Source organism: Corynebacterium sp. MSK044 (genome assembly GCF_030232825.1).
In the GTDB taxonomy this organism is placed as follows: domain Bacteria; phylum Actinomycetota; class Actinomycetes; order Mycobacteriales; family Mycobacteriaceae; genus Corynebacterium.
The window spans coordinates 21,114-38,089 of the sequence record NZ_JASPJJ010000015.1; the positions used below are offsets into that span (position 1 = coordinate 21,114).

The 16,976-nt window shown below is 59.3% G+C and carries 14 protein-coding genes; 9 read left to right on the top strand and 5 right to left on the bottom strand.

Annotation, left to right across the window (positions count from 1 at the left end; genetic code table 11):
• The first annotated feature begins 136 nt into the window (after positions 1–136).
• Positions 137–1,150: a carbohydrate ABC transporter permease gene (locus QP994_RS08765; protein WP_284866273.1), complete on the top strand. Its 1,014-nt coding sequence runs from the start codon at positions 137–139 to the stop codon at positions 1,148–1,150.
• Positions 1,147–1,980 carry a carbohydrate ABC transporter permease gene (locus tag QP994_RS08770; protein WP_284855503.1) on the top strand — a complete coding sequence of 278 codons (834 nt, stop codon included), beginning with the start codon at positions 1,147–1,149 and terminating at the stop codon, positions 1,978–1,980. The genes QP994_RS08765 and QP994_RS08770 overlap by 4 nt, the downstream gene beginning before the upstream one ends.
• Before the next feature lie 13 nt (positions 1,981–1,993).
• Here the strand turns inward: QP994_RS08770 and QP994_RS08775 are convergent, their stop codons facing one another.
• From QP994_RS08775 to QP994_RS08785, 3 genes are all read right to left on the bottom strand, one after another.
• Positions 1,994–3,238, bottom strand: a complete 1,245-nt coding sequence (locus QP994_RS08775) for an aromatic amino acid transport family protein (protein ID WP_284866275.1) — start codon at positions 3,236–3,238, stop codon at positions 1,994–1,996.
• Positions 3,239–3,347: 109 nt separating this feature from the next.
• The gene (locus tag QP994_RS08780; RefSeq protein WP_502870034.1) at positions 3,348–4,838 is read right to left on the bottom strand and encodes an NAD-dependent succinate-semialdehyde dehydrogenase; all 1,491 of its coding nucleotides are present in this window, start codon (positions 4,836–4,838) and stop codon (positions 3,348–3,350) included.
• A gap of 163 nt (positions 4,839–5,001) precedes the next feature.
• Complete coding sequence (locus QP994_RS08785) at positions 5,002–6,555, bottom strand: PucR family transcriptional regulator (protein WP_284866278.1); 1,554 nt, start codon at positions 6,553–6,555, stop codon at positions 5,002–5,004.
• Between the two features lie 140 nt (positions 6,556–6,695).
• Here QP994_RS08785 and gabT point away from each other — a divergent pair, with 140 nt between their 5' ends.
• Positions 6,696–8,024, top strand: coding sequence for a 4-aminobutyrate--2-oxoglutarate transaminase (gene gabT, locus QP994_RS08790; RefSeq protein ID WP_034664596.1), 1,329 nt, complete (start codon positions 6,696–6,698; stop codon positions 8,022–8,024).
• Between the two features lie 12 nt (positions 8,025–8,036).
• Here the strand turns inward: gabT and QP994_RS08795 are convergent, their stop codons facing one another.
• Complete coding sequence (locus tag QP994_RS08795) at positions 8,037–8,708, bottom strand: TetR/AcrR family transcriptional regulator (protein WP_284866281.1); 672 nt, start codon at positions 8,706–8,708, stop codon at positions 8,037–8,039.
• Positions 8,709–8,820: 112 nt separating this feature from the next.
• Between QP994_RS08795 and QP994_RS08800 the strand changes: the two genes are divergently transcribed.
• The 6 genes from QP994_RS08800 to QP994_RS08825 all read left to right on the top strand — a co-directional run bounded on the left by QP994_RS08800 (position 8,821) and on the right by QP994_RS08825 (position 15,708).
• Positions 8,821–10,317: a flavin monoamine oxidase family protein gene (locus QP994_RS08800; RefSeq protein WP_284866283.1), complete on the top strand. Its 1,497-nt coding sequence runs from the start codon at positions 8,821–8,823 to the stop codon at positions 10,315–10,317.
• A 12-nt stretch (positions 10,318–10,329) separates the two neighbouring features.
• Entirely contained in the window at positions 10,330–11,265 is a 936-nt protein-coding gene (locus QP994_RS08805) for a universal stress protein (protein ID WP_284866285.1), read from the top strand.
• Positions 11,258–12,811 (top strand): APC family permease, encoded by a 1,554-nt coding sequence (locus tag QP994_RS08810; RefSeq protein WP_284866287.1) that lies wholly within the window; start codon positions 11,258–11,260, stop codon positions 12,809–12,811. Before QP994_RS08805 ends, QP994_RS08810 begins: the two co-directional genes overlap by 8 nt.
• A 124-nt stretch (positions 12,812–12,935) precedes the next feature.
• Positions 12,936–14,321 carry an NAD-dependent succinate-semialdehyde dehydrogenase gene (locus tag QP994_RS08815; RefSeq protein WP_284866289.1) on the top strand — a complete coding sequence of 462 codons (1,386 nt, stop codon included), beginning with the start codon at positions 12,936–12,938 and terminating at the stop codon, positions 14,319–14,321.
• A 90-nt stretch (positions 14,322–14,411) separates the two neighbouring features.
• Complete coding sequence (locus QP994_RS08820; protein WP_284866291.1) at positions 14,412–15,200, top strand: acetoin reductase; 789 nt, start codon at positions 14,412–14,414, stop codon at positions 15,198–15,200.
• A 109-nt stretch (positions 15,201–15,309) separates the two neighbouring features.
• Positions 15,310–15,708 (top strand): DUF3151 domain-containing protein, encoded by a 399-nt coding sequence (locus tag QP994_RS08825; protein ID WP_284866293.1) that lies wholly within the window; start codon positions 15,310–15,312, stop codon positions 15,706–15,708.
• Positions 15,709–15,772: 64 nt separating this feature from the next.
• Here the strand turns inward: QP994_RS08825 and QP994_RS08830 are convergent, their stop codons facing one another.
• Complete coding sequence (locus tag QP994_RS08830; RefSeq protein ID WP_284866295.1) at positions 15,773–16,834, bottom strand: Cj0069 family protein; 1,062 nt, start codon at positions 16,832–16,834, stop codon at positions 15,773–15,775.
• Positions 16,835–16,976: the final 142 nt, after the last annotated feature.

The following is a 16,976-nucleotide window of genomic DNA, read 5'->3' on the forward strand; positions in this document are numbered from 1 at the left end:
TTCCACTAGGAAGCTAGGGGGAAATGAGAAAGATAAGGATAGGGCCGCAGCGGTTTTCACACCGGCTGCGGCTCTGCCGTTTTTTACGCCCGCATAGTACGCTCGCCCAGGTTGGGGTTGGAGGTTAGGAGAGTGGATGAGCAACGTCGTTAAGCAACGCGCCCGCAGCGATGCCGGCAAAGCGTATGCCCTTGTTGCGCCTGCATTGATTGTGCTGGCGATTGTTATTGGCTACCCCATCGTGCGCGCAATCTGGCTGTCGTTCCAGGCAAACCGGCACCTTGATCCGCAAACCGGGGTGTTCGTCGACGGTGGCTTCGCGGGACTGGACAACTACTTGTACTGGATCCAGAACCGCTGCATGAGCCCCGCGGGCACCGTTGGTGATTGTCCACCGGGCGTGCTGGCCACGGATTTCTGGCCGGCACTGGGCATCACGTTGTTCTTCACTGTGGTCACCGTCTCGCTGGAGGCCGTGCTGGGCATGGTCATGGCGCTGATCATGAACCACCCCTCCCGCGTGCGTGCTCTCGTGCGCGCGGCGGTGCTCATCCCGTGGGCGATCCCCACGGCCGTGACGGCGAAACTGTGGCAGTTCATGTTCGCGCCAAACGGCATTGTGAACTCCCTGCTCGGCCAATCCATCGCGTGGACCACCGATCCGTGGGCGGCCCGCATCGCCGTCATCATCGCGGACGTATGGAAGACCACGCCATTCGTGGCGCTGCTCATCCTCGCCGGCCTGCAGATGGTACCCAAGGATGTCTACGAGGCCGCCCGCGTCGACGGCGCGTCCGCCTGGCAAACCTTCACCCGCATCACTTTGCCTCTCATCCGCCCCACCCTCATGGTGGCTATTCTTTTCCGCACACTCGACGCGCTGCGCATGTACGACCTTCCCGTCATCATGATCTCGGGTTCCTCCAACTCCCCCACGGCCACCATCTCGCAGCTCGTCGTCGAAGACATGCGCCAGAACAACTTCAACTCAGCATCCGCCTTGTCGACGTTGATCTTCCTGCTCATCTTCACCGTCGCCTTCCTCCTGGTCCGGTTTGGCGGCGCGGATGTTGGCGGTGAGGAAACGCGGTCCCGGAGGGAACGGCGGATAGAAAAACGGAAGGCGAAGAAAGCTGAGGTCGCACGATGAAGAAACGTCTTGGATCCATCGGCCACGTCTTGGGCGTGCTGTTCATCCTCGTTTGGGGCCTGGCTCCGTTCTACTGGATGCTGGTCACCGCGCTGCGGGACAAGAAGCACACCTTTGACACCACTCCCTGGCCCACGCACGTGACCATGGAGAACTTCCGTGACGCCTTGGCCACGGACAAGGGCAATGACTTCCTCGGTGCGATTGGGAACTCCCTGATCATCTCCCTGGTCACCACCGCCCTAGCCGTCATCGTGGGTGTGTTCACCGGCTATGCCTTGGCACGCCTGAACTTCCGCGGCAAGGGCCTGGTCACCGGCATCATCCTGGCGGCCTCGATGTTCCCCGGCATTGCCTTGGTCACTCCGCTGTTCCAGCTTTTCGGCGATCTAGGGTGGATTGGTACCTACCGCGCCATGATCATCCCGAATATTTCCTTCGCGCTGCCGCTAACGGTGTACACGCTCATCTCTTTCCTACGCCAACTGCCGTGGGAGCTGGAAGAAGCAGCGCGTGTGGACGGCGCCACCCGCGGCCAAGCCTTCCGCCTCGTCCTACTCCCCCTGGCGGCACCTGGCATTTTCACCACCGCCATCATCGCCTTCATTGCCACCTGGAACGAGTTCATGCTGGCCCGCCAACTGTCCACCAACGCAACGGAGCCGGTGACGGTGGCTATCGCACGCTTCTCCGGGCCGAGCGCCTTCGAATACCCCTACGCCGCCATCATGGCTGCCGGTTCCTTGGTCACCGTGCCGCTGATCCTCATGGTTCTGGTGTTCCAGCGCCGGATTGTCTCCGGGCTCACCGCTGGTGGTGTGAAGGGCTAACCCCCTTCGGGGGTTAGGCCCACCCTGCCGGGACAAATCCCAGCAAGGACACCACCGAGTAGATGAACGCGGCTACGTACACCACGATGATCGTGGCTTGGATACCCACGTGATCCACACCGCGGACCTGCCACACCGGTACTTGGTCGCCTGATTTACGGGCACGATGTAACAACAGCACCGGTACGACGGACATGATCGCGCCGGCAAAACCACCCGCGTACGTGAGTGCTGAAACGAAGCCACCAAGGCCCGCCAGAGCAATGAGCAGTGGAGGCAGGACGGTGAGTGCTGTTGCCGCCACGCGCTGCCATCCGTCCTCTGGCCAGTGGAAGATATCCAAAACATTGCGCATCGCGGTGAAACCGATGGCCAAAAACGAGGTGAACATGGCCAGCAAGGCGAACAAGTTGGCCATGTAGTACGCAACCGTGCCCAGTTTCTCGCCCCAGGCAATGGTGACCACTTCAGTCACATCGGTGCCAAGTAGGCCCAGTGCCGCGAAAGGAACAGCAGCCAAAGTGAAAGCGGTGATGCCCATGCCGGCGATAATCGCCTTCGGCAGTGCCTCCGGCTTCGTTTCAGCCATACCGCGGGCCATCTCCGGAACAACGTACTGCGCCAAGAAGGTAAACACAGCCAGGTTCATAATCGGAATGATGAAGTAGGGCTTAAGCACCCACAGGTTGGACAGTTCAATGCCGGGACCCACCATGGTCCAGGTCACCAGGGTAAAGATGATCACGGCCATGCCACTAGTAATCAGGCCTTCGGTAAAACCAGTTGCCTGGAGGCCCTTCCACATGATGTAGGAGCCCAGCGTGTAGAAGATGAGGGTACCTGCCAGTGGTGGCAAACCAAACAGGTTATGCATCAGCTGACCGGAACCAGAGGCGTAGGCGATCAACGCACCAATGCTGTTAATCACAATCGCAGCAAAGACAAGAAAACGACCAGTCTGGCCCAGGTAGCGTTCCGCCAAGCCGGAAAGCTGGAGTGGCTCCTTTGTGCGTAGAGACACTTCCGCCACATACAGCATGGAAATGGTGGTGAGTGTTCCCGCGATTGCCAGCGCCACCACCAAAGCGAGGAACCCGCCATTGCGGGCAGCGTACGGGAGGGAAAGAATACCGGCACCGATATTGGTGCCAAAGATCAGGGCTACTCCCTGCCCAAAACCAAGTGCATGACTAGTTGCCCGGGCGGGATCTGCATGATGGTCGCGCAACGGCGCAGGTGTTGAATCAGTCGATGACATAGGGGTGAATCTATCAACCGATAGACCGGGGCCACGCACAGAGGATCACAAACTCCGGCGGTACCCCGGCCCCCCACCCAGCTATATGCGCACGGAAGCGCAGGTAAAACTACTTATTGGCGTATGGGTCACGCACACCGATGTACTGCACTTCGGTGTATTCATCGATACCCTCGGCACCGCCCTCGCGGCCCAAACCGGAGTGCTTCACACCACCGAAGGGGACAGCCGCGTTGGATACGACACCGGCGTTGTAGCCAACGATGCCGAATTCCAGGCCATCGGCCAGACGCCACAAACGGTCCGGGTCCTCTGAGAACACGTAGGATGCTAAGCCGTACGGGGTGGAGTTAGCCAGCTCAATGGCCTCATCCTCATCAGTGAATTCGTAGATGGATGCAACTGGACCGAAGATCTCCTCCTGAAAGATCCGCGAATCGGTGCTGGCGCCACGCAGAACGGTCGGCTGGAAGAAGAAGCCAGCGCCCTCGATAGCGTTACCGCCGGTGAGGACCTCGGCACCGTTGCTCTTCGCGTCGTCGACAAGGCTTGCCACATTCTTGCGTGCCTTTTCTTCGATCAGTGGACCCACATCAACACCATCGTCCATACCGTTGCCCACGGTGAGCGCTTCCATGGCCGTGACCAGTTTCTCGGTGAACTCCTCAACAACATCGGAGTGAATGAGGAAGCGGTTCGCAGCGGTGCAGGCCTCACCGATATTGCGCATCTTTGCGGCCATTGCGCCCGCGACTGCCTGGTCGATGTCTGCATCCTCGAACACGATGAACGGGGCGTTACCACCCAACTCCATCGAGGTGCGCAAAACGCTGTCTGCTGCCTGCTTCATCAGGATCTTGCCCACAGTAGTGGAACCGGTGAAGGACACCTTGCGCAGGCGCGGATCTGCAATGAGCGGTTCGGAGATCGCCGCCGGGTCAGTGCCACAGACGACGTTGAGCACGCCAGCCGGCAGGCCAGCCTCAACCATGGTCTGCGCAAAATACTGGGTGGTCAACGGGGTCAGCTCAGCTGGCTTGAGCACCATCGTGCAGCCAGCAGCGACAGCCGGGGCGACCTTGCGGGTAGCCATGGCCAGTGGGAAATTCCACGGAGTGATCAGCAAACACGGGCCAACCGGTTTACGCCGAGTGACCATGCGGATGCCACCTTCCGGCACTTCCTGAGTGTGGCCATACTGGCGGACGGTCTCTTCCGCGAACCAACGAAGGTACTCAGCCCCGTACTTCACCTCCCCACGCGCCTCCGCGAGGGGCTTGCCCATCTCCAAAGTCATGAGCGTGGCAAATTCCTCAGAACGCTCAGTGACCAGCTGGTAGGCACGAGTGAGGATCTCGCTGCGCTCGCGAGCTGACGTACGCGCCCACTCCTTTTGCACCTTCGCCGCAGCGTCCAGTGCAGCCACCGCATCATCACTGTTAGCGGAAGAAAGGGTGGCCAGCACTTCACCCGTGGCGGGGTTGCACACCTCAAACGATTCGCCACTCGATGCCTCACGCCACTGTCCACCAATAAACAGCCCAGTGGGCAGGGAATCGAGCAGCGTGGTGGTGTTCACAGAACCCTTGGTATCAGCCATGATCATGCCTTCCTTGTTCGTTGTTCTTTCTTGTGTTTTGGTGTTACTTCAGCTGGTGGTCAGACCAGCTTCCTCTATAGGCAACGCTATACCTCCGAGCCATCTTCAGTGCACACGGCGCCGTCCCCCGGTTAGGGGGCATTGCGCGATGAGGATCGTTGTGCTAGCCCTCGGGCGCATCAATGCTCAGCAGGACGAGGAGCTCAGCTCGCCCCAAAGGATCGTCTAGTGGCAACCCGTAGCGCTGCTCTGCACGATCGATCCTCGCTTTGAGCGTATGTCGGTGAACACCCAATGACTCCGCCGCGGCCCGGAACTCGCAGCCGTGGAGGAGAAATGCCTGGACTGCCTCGAGTAACGCCGGATCATCCTCAGCCAATGGCGCCAACACTTCACGGTATCGGCGTGACAGTGCGGTGTGTACCGTCTCCTCTTCAGCCCAGTCGAGCCTCCGCGGAACATACTCGTCCACGGTTCCAGGAGGCAGGGCACGCGCGCGATCAACAAGATACGTCAGCTCATCACTGGTGAGATCCCGCCATGGTGATCTCCTCCCCGACAAAACACGTAACCGGGTGGCAAAAGAACCAAAGAGCTCACTCGCAACTTCGCCGGTCATGGGGGTGCGCGACAGGAAAACAAATCCATCGGGGGCGGTCCGCATATACGCGAGGGGTTGTTGCCCTAGCCCTAGCCCTTCGTCGAGCCTGGTCAACGCACGTGAAGAAGCGGCTTTGTTCGCAGCGACGATCGCTACCGGCACCACCATCCCATCTGCGTCGGCAGCGCCATCCAACAATCGTTCAACTGCAGGTTCCGTTGTCGGGTCCGATAGAAACAGCTCCAAAGCGGCACCACGCAGTTGTGTTTCTGCGCTGCGCAGAGCAGGAGGGTCACGCAAAACGATTTCAGCCAAACCGACGAAGTGTTTAATCGCGCTGCGCGACAGTGGCGGCAAAGCATGAGGTGAATCCACAACAGCCACGTAGTATTTCCCACCCAGTGCTCGCATGCGTTGGACAATGATCATGCGGTTCTCAGCGCGATACGCGCGACTGCGTCCTCCATCAGTGATAGCTAAACGCAAGGCTTTCAATGCGCGTTCGGTGGGCTGAGCTGGTGCGGAGGAAATAACTCGCCCGGAACTATCCCCAATGAGAACATCCGCCCCCACTGCGTTATGCGTGCGCCCGACGAGGGCATCCACTCCCCCATTCCACGCCGCACGGTTCAGTCCCTCAGCTGCCTCCAGAATCTCATTTGCCGCGGCTGCCTGTAGCCGCGCATGCTCTCCACCGACCACTTTGGAAATTAGGGCGAATGGGGTTTTACGTGGCACTTCAAATAAGGGGAGTCCAGCTGCAGCGCATGCCTTTTTCAAAGCTGGTGGTACATCGGAATGGTGAAGGCCCGTACCAAAACCAAGTGCTGCCACCTCAGCTTGGCTTAACCGTTCAACATATTCACCAATCGCCTGTTCATCGAATGGATCAATGCGAAGACCGAGGGTCAAAATGACAGAGTGGGGTCTGAAGAACTCTGCAGTTTCGACGATTTCACTCGCCTGCACCGAGCCAAATTTTCCCTGCTTCAGCTCCCCGATCGGAGACAGCTGCAAAGCACGGATTCCGTAGAGCCATGCAAGGTCCAGCAGCTCAGTTGTATCGTGCCATTCAACGCTTCCACCACGTGTTTCAGCACCCACACCATCGGACATGGACACAGTGTATAAGTTGCAGATTAAATATGGACAGGGTGTCGGTTGCCTTGAGGGTGGGCTGAGGACGGATACTACTGCCATCACCACTGCCCCACATCAGGCACGGGCAGCACATCTCACCGGAAAGGAACCCGCACATGCAGGATCTTGAATACCGTCTCCCGCAGGAGCGTCGCATCAACACTGAGCTTCCTGGCCCGGCTAGTGCTGAGCTAGATAAACGTCGAAAAGCGAGCGTCGCTGCAGCCATGAACCCTGGCCTTCCTGGCTACATCGTTGACGCCGACGGCGGAGTGCTTGTCGATGCCGACGGAAACTCGTTCATCGACTTCTGCTCCGGCATCGCCGTCACCTCCGTCGGCGCCTCCAACAAGCGCGTTGTCAACGCTGTCGCTGAGGCGGCCACCCACTTCACCCACACATGCTTCATGGTGAGCCCCTACGAGAGCTACCTCCAAGTTGCAGAACTGCTCAACGAGCTCACCCCAGGTGATTTTGAGAAGCGTACTGTGCTGCTCAACTCTGGTGCTGAGGCAGTGGAAAACGCTGTGAAGATCGCTCGTTCCTACACCCGTAAGGCAGGTGTTGCCGTCTTCGATTACGCCTACCACGGCCGCACCAACCTGACCATGGCCATGACCGCGAAGAACAAGCCGTACAAGTCCTCCTTCGGCCCCTTCGCCAGCGATGTCTACCGCGCCCCAATGTCCTATCCGCTTCGCGACGGCCTGAAGGGCGAGGAAGCTGCTGAGCGCACCATCCGCTACCTCGAGCAGTACGTGGGCGCAGAGAACCTCGCTTGCGTGGTCATCGAACCGATTCAAGGCGAAGGTGGCTTCATTGAGCCTGCAGAGGGCTTCCTCCCGGCAATTGTGGACTGGTGCCGCGCTAACAACGTGGTGTTCATTGCCGACGAGATCCAGGCTGGTTTCTGCCGCTCCGGTGAATGGTTCGCTTCCAGCTTTGATGGCATCGAGCCGGATCTAGTCACCACCGCTAAGGGCATCGCCGGCGGTATGCCACTGTCTGCTGTGACTGGTCGCGCCGAGATCATGGATGCACCGATGGCCGGTGGCCTCGGCGGTACCTACGGTGGTAACCCGGTGGCTTGCGCAGCTGCTGTCGCTGCTATTGAGGAAATGAAAGAACACAATCTTGCTCTTCGCGCCAAGGAAATCGGCAAGATCATCCACGAGGAACTCGACTCGTTGACTGAGCTGGATGAGATCGCGGAGATCCGTGGCCGCGGCGCAATGATCGCCATCGAGCTCGTAACCAAGGATGGTAAGCCGAATGCGGAGCTGACGGCCAAGGTCGCTGCCGAGTGTAAGGCCGCCGGCGTACTCATCCTCACCTGTGGCCTTGACGGCAACGTTGTGCGCCTGCTGCCGTCTCTGGTCATCCCGGAGGAGCTGCTGCGTGACGGCATGCGTGTTCTCGCGGAAGCAATCCGCAACAACATCTAGGGGAGCCAGAATCTATTCGAGGGACATTCCATCGAGGAGATTCTTCAAACCAACCTCAAAAGGTTGGTCAGCATAAGGGTTAGCGTCAGGCTGGCCCTTTTTTGCTGTTTTGTACCCACTCATCGCTTCCGCTGCTTGACGCAGCGCAGAATGTTCAGGGGAAATCGCGCAGGGATCAAAAAGATCGGCTGGGGCTTGGACGTCCCACGCTGAGCCATAAATGAAGGATTCAAGCGCAATGATGCGTTCCATCACCTGCGCAGGCGGGCATCCAGCAGTGATGAGCGCTTGGGCAACAACCTCATACATCTCTTGGGTCCGCGGGGAAGCACCAATGGGCTGCACTGCAATAAGCGGGATCAACGGGGTGTGCCCAGCAAAAACATCGCGGTAAGAACGCGCCCAGGATTCTACTGCCGTGCGGTAGCCCGAACCTGTAGCGATGGCTTGTTCGAGCGGCCTAACATCAACAAGCTGCATCACCGCGTCCTGTATCAAATAGAGCATTTCCTCTTTGCCCGAAATGTGGTTGTAGAGGGCGCTCGGAGCCACATTGAGTCGCTTCGCAACGGCAGTCATGGTCAGCGCTTGATACCCCTTATCCGAGCTAAGGGAGAGCGCGGCTGCACCAATTTTTTCGGCGCTGACCAGAGATTCTGCGGGGCGGCCACGCCCTTTTGCCATGTGACTCTTCCTTCATTAGCAAAACAAATGTACGCTAGGTCACACCATTTAATGAATGGCGTTCATATCCGTGATGGCCGGCACCCACCGGCCCTAGAACAGGAGTAGAAGTATGAATTCTAGCGCACCAAAACATGAAATTGAGCGCGATGTTGTCATCGTCGGAGCTGGCCCAGCAGGCCTCATGGCTGCACGCACGCTGGCTAAGGCCGGCAAGTCCGTCGCAGTCCTCGAGGCACGCGAGCGCGTCGGCGGTCGCACCTGGAACGGCCGTGTACGTGACGCCAACGGTGTTGATCACTTTGTTGAGCTTGGTGGCCAGTGGATCTCCCCAGACCAGACCCGCCTCATTGACCTGGTGGATGAGCTGGGCCTGAGCACCTTCCAGCGCTACCGCGAAGGCAAGTCCATCTACGTCTCCCCGGACGGTGAGCGCCACGAATACGAGGGCCCAGTCTTCCCCGCTTCCGAGTCCACACAGGCCGAGATGGACAAGCTGATCAAGATCCTCGATGACCTTGCAGCCGAAATCGGCGCCAAGGAGCCGTGGGCGCACCCGAAGGCTGCCGAGCTGGACTCTATTTCCTTCCGCCACTGGCTGGAGCAGCTCTCTGATGATGAGGAGGCGATTGACAATGTTTCCATCTACGTCGCATCCGGCATGCTGACCAAGCCGTCCTTCACCTTCTCTGCCTTGCAGGCTGTCCTCATGGCTGCTTCTGCCGGGTCCTTCTCCAACCTCGTGGACGAGGACTTCATCCTTGACCGCCGCGTCGAGGGCGGCATGATGTCTGTCTCCGAGACCATGGCCAAGGAGCTCGGTGAAGATGTCTTCCTGGGCACCCCGGTCCGCGAGATCCAGTGGGCACAGCCGGACCCGTCCACCGAGGACAGCCTGAATAACGTTAAGCCAGACGTGCGCAACGGTGTCCCGAACAACGGTAAACCGAGCGATGTCACAGTCGTCTCCGACAAAGTGATCGTCCACGCCAAGAATGTTGTTATTGCTGTCCCGCCAAACCTGTACAACCGCATCTCCTACGTCCCGGCGATGCCACGTGACTTGCACATCGCGCACCAACACATCTCCATGGGCCTGGTGATCAAGGTGCACGCTATCTACGAAACCCCCTTCTGGCGTGAGAAGGGCCTGTCCGGCACCGGTTTCGGTGGGGGCCGCCTGGTCCAGGAGATCTACGACAACACCAACCGTGGCGCCAACATCGCAGGCGGAACCGCTGGTGAGGAAGACACCTACGGCACCCTCGTCGGGTTTGTTTCTGACGTATATGCCGAGGAAATGTGGCATCTGCCGGAAGAGGAGCGCAAGCACCGCATCCTTTCCGCCATGGCGGACTACCTGGGCCCGGAGACCATGGAGCCAATCGCGTTCTACCTCTCCGATATGGCTGCTGAAGAGTGGACCCGCGGCGCTTACGCAACCAGCTACGACCTGGGTGGCCTGTCCCGCTGGGGCCACCTGCAGAACCAACCTGTTGGCCCGATCCATTTCGCTTGCTCCGACATTGCTGATGAGGGCTACCAGCACGTCGATGGCGCTGTCCGTCAGGGCGAGCGAGCTGCCAATGCCATTCTGGCTAATTACTAAAGCAGGGTGATCATGGTCCAGCCAACACAGCAGCCCGCGGACCGTGGGCCGTCGAAAATCCTGGTCGGATACCTTGCCACTCCAGCGGGCTCTGATGCTTTGAACCTTGGCATCGCCTTAGCTAGAAGCTGGGACGCGGACTTGGAGATCGTCATGGTAGTTCCGCATTCAGAGAACTACTCAGGTGCGTATCCCCGCCTCACTGCCCATGAGACGATCATTAGCCGAAAGCTCAGCGCGTGGCTTGAGAAAGCGTTGGCTAAAGTCCCCGAGGGGATTACGGCCACCGGCCGTGTCGTCTCCGGTGTGGACGAAGCTCATTCACTGCACCGCACCGCAAAGGCGCTGGGTTGCGAATTGATTATTTTGGGCACCCGCGGTGGCGGCCTGTTGCGTCGCTTCAGCATTGGGGTTTCGGCGAATGCTCTTTTGCACTCATCAACCATTCCGATTGCGCTTGCGCCGCCACGCTACCAAGCGCCTGAAAGGATCAGCCGGGTGTCGTGCATGTTCGGCACCCTGGCTGGCTCACGCCAGTTGATTTCCACGGCGATTCGCACCGCACAGTACACCGACAGCGAGCTGCGCTTGATCTCGTTCCACACCGATGAGGATGCGGGAGCTATGCCGCACGAGATCACTGAGACGGTATTGGAAAACCTCGAAGCTAACGCCAACGAATATCTTGCAGAACAGGCAAAACACCTCGTTGATGAAGGTTTAGCTACCACCGAAATTGTCACCGGCACATCTGTCGCTGAGGCTGCGGCCGAACTTGAGTGGCGTGAGGACGAAATCCTGCTCGCGGGATCGTCCCGGCTTGCCACCGCTGGCCGTATGTTCATGGGGCCACGCGCCGCTAAAGTGCTGCGGAGTCTTCCGATTCCGCTACTTGTCACCCCTTCACAAAGCCCGAAGGATGACGATGAGGAGGGGCAGCATGAGTAAACGCAAAGTGGCAAATGAGCTGGCACACCAGCCGTCGCAAAGCGAAAAAGGGCTCATCGCTGGTCGCGTCGGACTGCTTGGAGCCGTCGTCATTGGAGTGAGTTGCATCGCCCCGTCCTACACCTTGACCTCGGGGCTCGGCCCCACGATTTCTGAGGTCGGCGACCACGTCCCGGCGATCCTCCTGCTCGGCTTCTTCCCCATGTTGCTCGTCGCCTTCGCGTACCGCGAGCTGAACAACCGTGTTCCGGATTCCGGTACCTCGTTCACCTGGGCAACCAAGGCTTTTGGCCCGTGGGTCGGCTGGATGGGTGGCTGGGGCCTGATCACAGCAACCATCCTGGTGTTGTCGAATCTGGCTGCCGTAGCCGTGGACTTCTTCTACATCCTGCTGGCACAGCTCACCGGCAACGACGCATTCGCGCAGCTCACTCGCAACCTGTGGGTGAACATCCCAACCACAATCGTGTTCCTAGCCGTCGCTGCCTACATCTCCTACCGCGGCCTGGAATCCACAGAGAAGCTCCAATACTTCCTGGTCGCTCTGCAGCTGTTCACCCTCGTGCTCTTCGGCGGAATGGCACTGTGGAATGCGTACCACGGTGGCGGATACGACTTTCACCCGGTAGAAGCTGACTGGTTTAACCCGCTGACGGTTGGTGATTTCTCCACTGTCGCCGCAGGTATCTCCCTATCGATCTTCATGTTCTGGGGCTGGGATGTCACCCTAACCATGAATGAGGAAACCAAGGACCCCGAGCGCACCCCGGGGCGGGCAGCCACACTCACCGTTCTGGTGGTCATCACCGTGTACATCCTCACCGCCGTCGCTGTCGTCGCATGGGCCGGTACTGGTGCTACCGGTCTCGGTGCCGGCAATCCGGAGAACCAAGAGTCCATCTTCGCGGCACTCGCCGGCCCCGTGATGGGCCCGTGGGCCATCCTCATGTCCATATCAGTTCTGGCGAGTTCTTTCGCCTCACTGCAGTCCACCATCGTCGGCCCGGCACGTACGCTGCTGGCCATGGGGTACTACAAGGCCCTGCCAGCGGTTTTCGCACACATTAGCCCGAAGTTCCGCACCCCTGGTGTGGCCACCGTGGCTTCTGCCGTTGCCGCCGGTGGTTTTTATGCAGTAACCAGGATCACCTCCGAGAATGCGCTGTGGGACACCATTACTGCGCTGGGTTTGATGATCTGCTTCTACTACGGCATCACCGCATTTGCCTGCGTGTGGTTCTTCCGTAAGGAGATCACCCACTCTGTCCGCGGTTTCTTCTTCCGGTTCCTGTTTCCACTGATCGGCGGAACGATGCTGTTGACCATGTTCTTCATCACCGCATTTGATTCCATCGACCCGTCCTACGGCTCTGGGTCTTCGATCTTTGGTGTCGGCACGGTCTTTGTCCTCGGCATGGGCATTCTGCTCCTCGGGGTAGTACTCATGCTGTTCACACGACTGCGCCATCCGGAGTTCTTCCGTAGCGAGATTCTGCCACGAGTCACAGCCGAGGAGGATGATACGAATACTGTTTTGACAGTCTAAGCATCTGCTTTCCTGTGGCAGCATCTCTACACTGGCAGCCACGGGCAAAGGCAGACCACACAATGTGACCCATACTGACCCCAATACGGGACCCGCACTGGGTTCCCCAAACAAAGGAGACATCATGGCTGAGAAAGATCTGTCCTACCGAGTAGAAAACCCGGCGACCGGTGAGATCACCGCGACATACCCTGGCGCCACCGATGATGAGATCCAGCAGGTTCTCGCCGCCTCGGAGAAAAGCTTCAAGGAGTGGGCCGCCCTCGATATCGCCGAGCGGAAGAAATACGTGCTGCGTGTCGCTGAGCTTTTCGACGAACGCAAGGACGACCTGGTTGACATCATCGGCCGCGAAATGGGCAAGTCCCGCCCCCACGCCATTGACGAGGTAGAGCTGTCCGCCAATATCTTCCGTTACTACGCCAACAACGGTGAAGAGTTCGCTGCTGACCGCAAGATCGAAAGCTACAACGGCGGCACCGCTGTCATCCGCCATCTCCCATTGGGTGCGCTGGTAGGCATCATGCCGTGGAACTTCCCGTACTACCAGGTCGCTCGCTTTGCTGCGCCAAACCTGATGAACGGCAACACCATCATTTTGAAGCATGCTGAGATCTGCCCCGAATCCTCTGCCGCAATCCAGAAAATCTTCGATGATGCGGGTGTGCCGGCTGGCGTATACCAGAACGTGTACGCCTCCCACGACCAGATCACCACGATGATTGAGGACCCGCGTGTGCAGGGTGTTTCTCTCACCGGTTCGGAGCGTGCCGGCGCAGCCGTCGGCGCAACTGCCGGCAAGAACCTGAAGAAGGCGGTTCTGGAGCTCGGCGGTAATGATGCCTACGTACTCTTGGACTCTGATGATGTGAAGGCTGCTGCTCAGTTGGCGTGGGGCGTCCGCATGTACAACATGGGTCAGGTGTGCAATGGCAACAAGCGCATGATCATCATGGATGACATCTATGACGAGTTCGTGGGTGAGCTGGTGAAGTTGGCGGAAAAGGCCACGCTGGGAACACCGGAAGAAGCCGGCCAAAACGACGTTTATTCCCCGCTGTCCTCCCGCGATGCCGCTGAGCGCCTGGACGAGCAGGTCACTCGCGCTGTCCAGGAAGGTGCAACCCTGCTGGCTGGTGGCGGCCTGGGTGAGAACGCCTACTACGCTCCCGCAGTGCTCACCGATATGGACACCAAGAACTCGGTGTTCTACGAAGAGCTCTTCGGTCCGATCGCCCTGGTGTTCAAGGTCTCCTCTGATGAGGAGGCACTGAAGCTGGCCAACGACACCCAGTACGGTCTCGGTGGCGCTGTCTTTTCCAAGGACAAGGATCGTGCTCGCGCCATCGCCCGTCAGCTGGAGGTTGGTATGTCCAACGTGAACACTCCAGCCGGCGAAGGCGAGGAGATTCCTTTCGGTGGTGTGAAGCGTTCTGGTTTCGGCCGTGAGCTTGGCCCGCTGGGCATGGATGAGTTTGTGAACAAGCAGCTGTATTTCGAAGCGGACTAACCCCACTTATCCTCAGCACTGCGAAAGCGCAAAGCAGGCCGCTGAACCCTAAAAGAAATGCTTTTCCCACGGTACGAAAAGGAGAACAACATGCCAACGAAAGCTATCGACGGCAAGGTCGCCCTTGTCACCGGAGCAGCACGCGGTATTGGCCAGGCAATCGCCCTGCGTCTTGCACAGGACGGTGCGGATGTGGCGGTCCTCGATTTGAAGGAAGAGAACTGCGCCGACACCGTTTCCCAGATTGAAAAGCTTGGCCGCAAGGCAATCGCGATCGGGGCCGACGTGTCCAAGCGTGACCAGGTTTACGCCGCCATCGACCGCACTGAAAATGAACTAGGTGGCTTTGACATCATCGTGAACAATGCTGGTATTGCACAGGTCCAGCCAATTGATGAGATCACGGATGAAGAGCTAGACGCTATGTTCAACGTGAACATCAAGAGCGTTGTGTGGGGCATCCAGGCTGCCGCCGCCAAGTTCAAGGAGCGCGGCCACGGCGGCAAGATCATCAACGCCTCCTCCATCGCTGGTCACGATGGCTTCCCCGTTCTCGGCGCCTATTCCGCTTCCAAGTTCGCGGTGCGCGCGCTGACCCAGGTTGCTGCACGCGAGTACGCCAGCGACGGCATTACGGTCAACGCATACTGCCCGGGCATCGTGGGCACCGACATGTGGGTGGACATTGACCGCCGCTTCCACGAACTGACCGGCGCCGAGCTTGGCTCCACCTACGAAAAGAACGTGGAGAGCATCGCCCTTGGCCGCGCACAGACCCCAGAGGATGTAGCCAATCTGGTGTCCTTCCTCGCCTCGGAGGACTCGGACTACATCACCGGCCAGTCCATCCTCACCGACGGCGGCATGGTCTACCGCTAAACCCCGCTCCCCCTGCGCCCGCGCTACGACGAACTCCCCGGAGTACTACAGGAATCCGCTATTTTCCCAGGACGTACTACGAACTCTGGGGAGTTGGTAGCGTGGGGCCATGGAATTCAAAGATATGCTCGCTCCCCCGCCGGTCCACCTGCCTGAGGACCCGGCGCAGGGGAGCGATTTGTTTGATAACGCCACCGCCATCGCCCACCCGGATTCGCCCGCTGTGTGGGCTGCCCGGGCTGAGCGTGAGCTGGCCGAGGGCGACCCGATCGTCGCTTACGCTTACGCCCGCACCGGCTACCACCGCTCGCTGGACCGTCTCCGCGCGAACGGGTGGAAGGGCTGGGGTCCGGTCCCGGCCACGCACGAGCCGAACCAAGCGGTGCTCAAGGCCATTGCAATGCTGGCTCTGGCATCCAAAAAGATCGGGGACGACGCAGAGTATGACCGCTGCCGCCAGATGTTGTCGGACGCGGACCCGGCTAGCGTCGAAACGCTGCTCGACTAAATAGCAAACCGCGCCGGCCCGCGAATGTTGGGCTGGCGCGGTTAAACGTCGATAAGCAGGCTGCTTAAGCGTGCTTCTCCTCGACGCGCTTGATGGCCTCCTCGGCGACCATTTCCTGGATGCCCATGTCGAGCTCGGAAGTGAAGCCGACGCAGGAGCAGTTGATCTCGCCGAGGACGTAGGTGTCCTCACCGGTCTCGTCGTCGTCTGCGAGCATGAAGTCAGCGGTCCAGATCAGCGGGATATTGTCGCCACCGAGGTTCTCGGCGATGACGGGGCGGGCCTCGGCGAACATGTCCACGAGCTCCTGCCACTCTTCCGGCTTCTGGTAGGTGTACTGCGCACCGGAGAACAGGGTTGCGGAGAATGCGTCGCCGCCCTCGGCCGGCTTCTTGTGCACCACGAAGACCGGGTGCGGACCCACGAGCAGGATGCGGATCTCGCCCTCGACGATGCGCGGCATGAAGCGCATGTCCACGAGCATGCCGTTGTCGCCCACGATGTACTGGTCACAGAAGTCCATGAACTCGCCGAGCTCGCGGTCCTCGGTGTGGTTGTCCACGGCCTCGGTGCACTTGAGCTTGGTGTCCAGCGGCAGGGCGGTGCCGGGCTCGACGGAGGCAGCCAGGGCTTCGTCGGCAAGGCGGACGCGCCAGATGCCGGAACCGGTGGAGCCACGGTTCTGCTTGAGCACACGCTCACCGTAGGACAGGGAGGTCGGGAACGTGTTGTGGAAGGACTCGACGTCGTAGTACGCGGCGGTATCCTCCGGCACCAGGGAGGTCTTGTTCAGCTTCACCAGGGCATCCTTAGCACCGTAGGAGACCATCTCCTCCGGGGTGGACATGCCTACAAGACCGGCCTCGGACAAGCGGGTGAGCAGGTCGAAGTAGCCTTTCTCGCCTCCCGGGATGTTGCCCGGGTTCACGCGGGAGATGTAGCCGTCGAAGTTGTTGGACACGTACTCGAAGATTGCGTCAGACCACTCGGGGCGGAAGAACACAACCTCTGCGTTCCAGCCCTTGTCCTTGATGGCGTTGACAATGGGCATGGTGTCCTTGCGGTGCCCATCGAAGTACTTGTCAGAACCACCCTCGACCTCGAAGACGACGATTGCCTTGTGCACAGTGAATCCCTTTCAGTAGTGCTCAGTATTTTGGATTAAACCCACTTTTGAGATTAAGGCCTAACCGGCTTTCCTGCCCTCACGGGTAGCGGTTTAGTAACTAACCTCACAGCCGCGATAGGCCACACAATCCACCTTCGGG

What these genes read in the sequence shown, in the direction of transcription:
- QP994_RS08765 (WP_284866273.1), top strand. Translation starts at nt 137, where the DNA reads ATGAGCAACGTCGTTAAGCAACGCGCCCGCAGCGATGCCGGCAAAGCG.
- QP994_RS08770 (WP_284855503.1), top strand. Translation starts at nt 1,147, where the DNA reads ATGAAGAAACGTCTTGGATCCATCGGCCACGTCTTGGGCGTGCTGTTC.
- QP994_RS08775 (WP_284866275.1), bottom strand. Translation starts at nt 3,238, where the DNA reads ATGTCATCGACTGATTCAACACCTGCGCCGTTGCGCGACCATCATGCA.
- QP994_RS08780 (WP_502870034.1), bottom strand. Translation starts at nt 4,838, where the DNA reads ATGGCTGATACCAAGGGTTCTGTGAACACCACCACGCTGCTCGATTCC.
- QP994_RS08785 (WP_284866278.1), bottom strand. Translation starts at nt 6,555, where the DNA reads ATGTCCGATGGTGTGGGTGCTGAAACACGTGGTGGAAGCGTTGAATGG.
- gabT (WP_034664596.1), top strand. Translation starts at nt 6,696, where the DNA reads ATGCAGGATCTTGAATACCGTCTCCCGCAGGAGCGTCGCATCAACACT.
- QP994_RS08795 (WP_284866281.1), bottom strand. Translation starts at nt 8,708, where the DNA reads ATGGCAAAAGGGCGTGGCCGCCCCGCAGAATCTCTGGTCAGCGCCGAA.
- QP994_RS08800 (WP_284866283.1), top strand. Translation starts at nt 8,821, where the DNA reads ATGAATTCTAGCGCACCAAAACATGAAATTGAGCGCGATGTTGTCATC.
- QP994_RS08805 (WP_284866285.1), top strand. Translation starts at nt 10,330, where the DNA reads ATGGTCCAGCCAACACAGCAGCCCGCGGACCGTGGGCCGTCGAAAATC.
- QP994_RS08810 (WP_284866287.1), top strand. Translation starts at nt 11,258, where the DNA reads ATGAGTAAACGCAAAGTGGCAAATGAGCTGGCACACCAGCCGTCGCAA.
- QP994_RS08815 (WP_284866289.1), top strand. Translation starts at nt 12,936, where the DNA reads ATGGCTGAGAAAGATCTGTCCTACCGAGTAGAAAACCCGGCGACCGGT.
- QP994_RS08820 (WP_284866291.1), top strand. Translation starts at nt 14,412, where the DNA reads ATGCCAACGAAAGCTATCGACGGCAAGGTCGCCCTTGTCACCGGAGCA.
- QP994_RS08825 (WP_284866293.1), top strand. Translation starts at nt 15,310, where the DNA reads ATGGAATTCAAAGATATGCTCGCTCCCCCGCCGGTCCACCTGCCTGAG.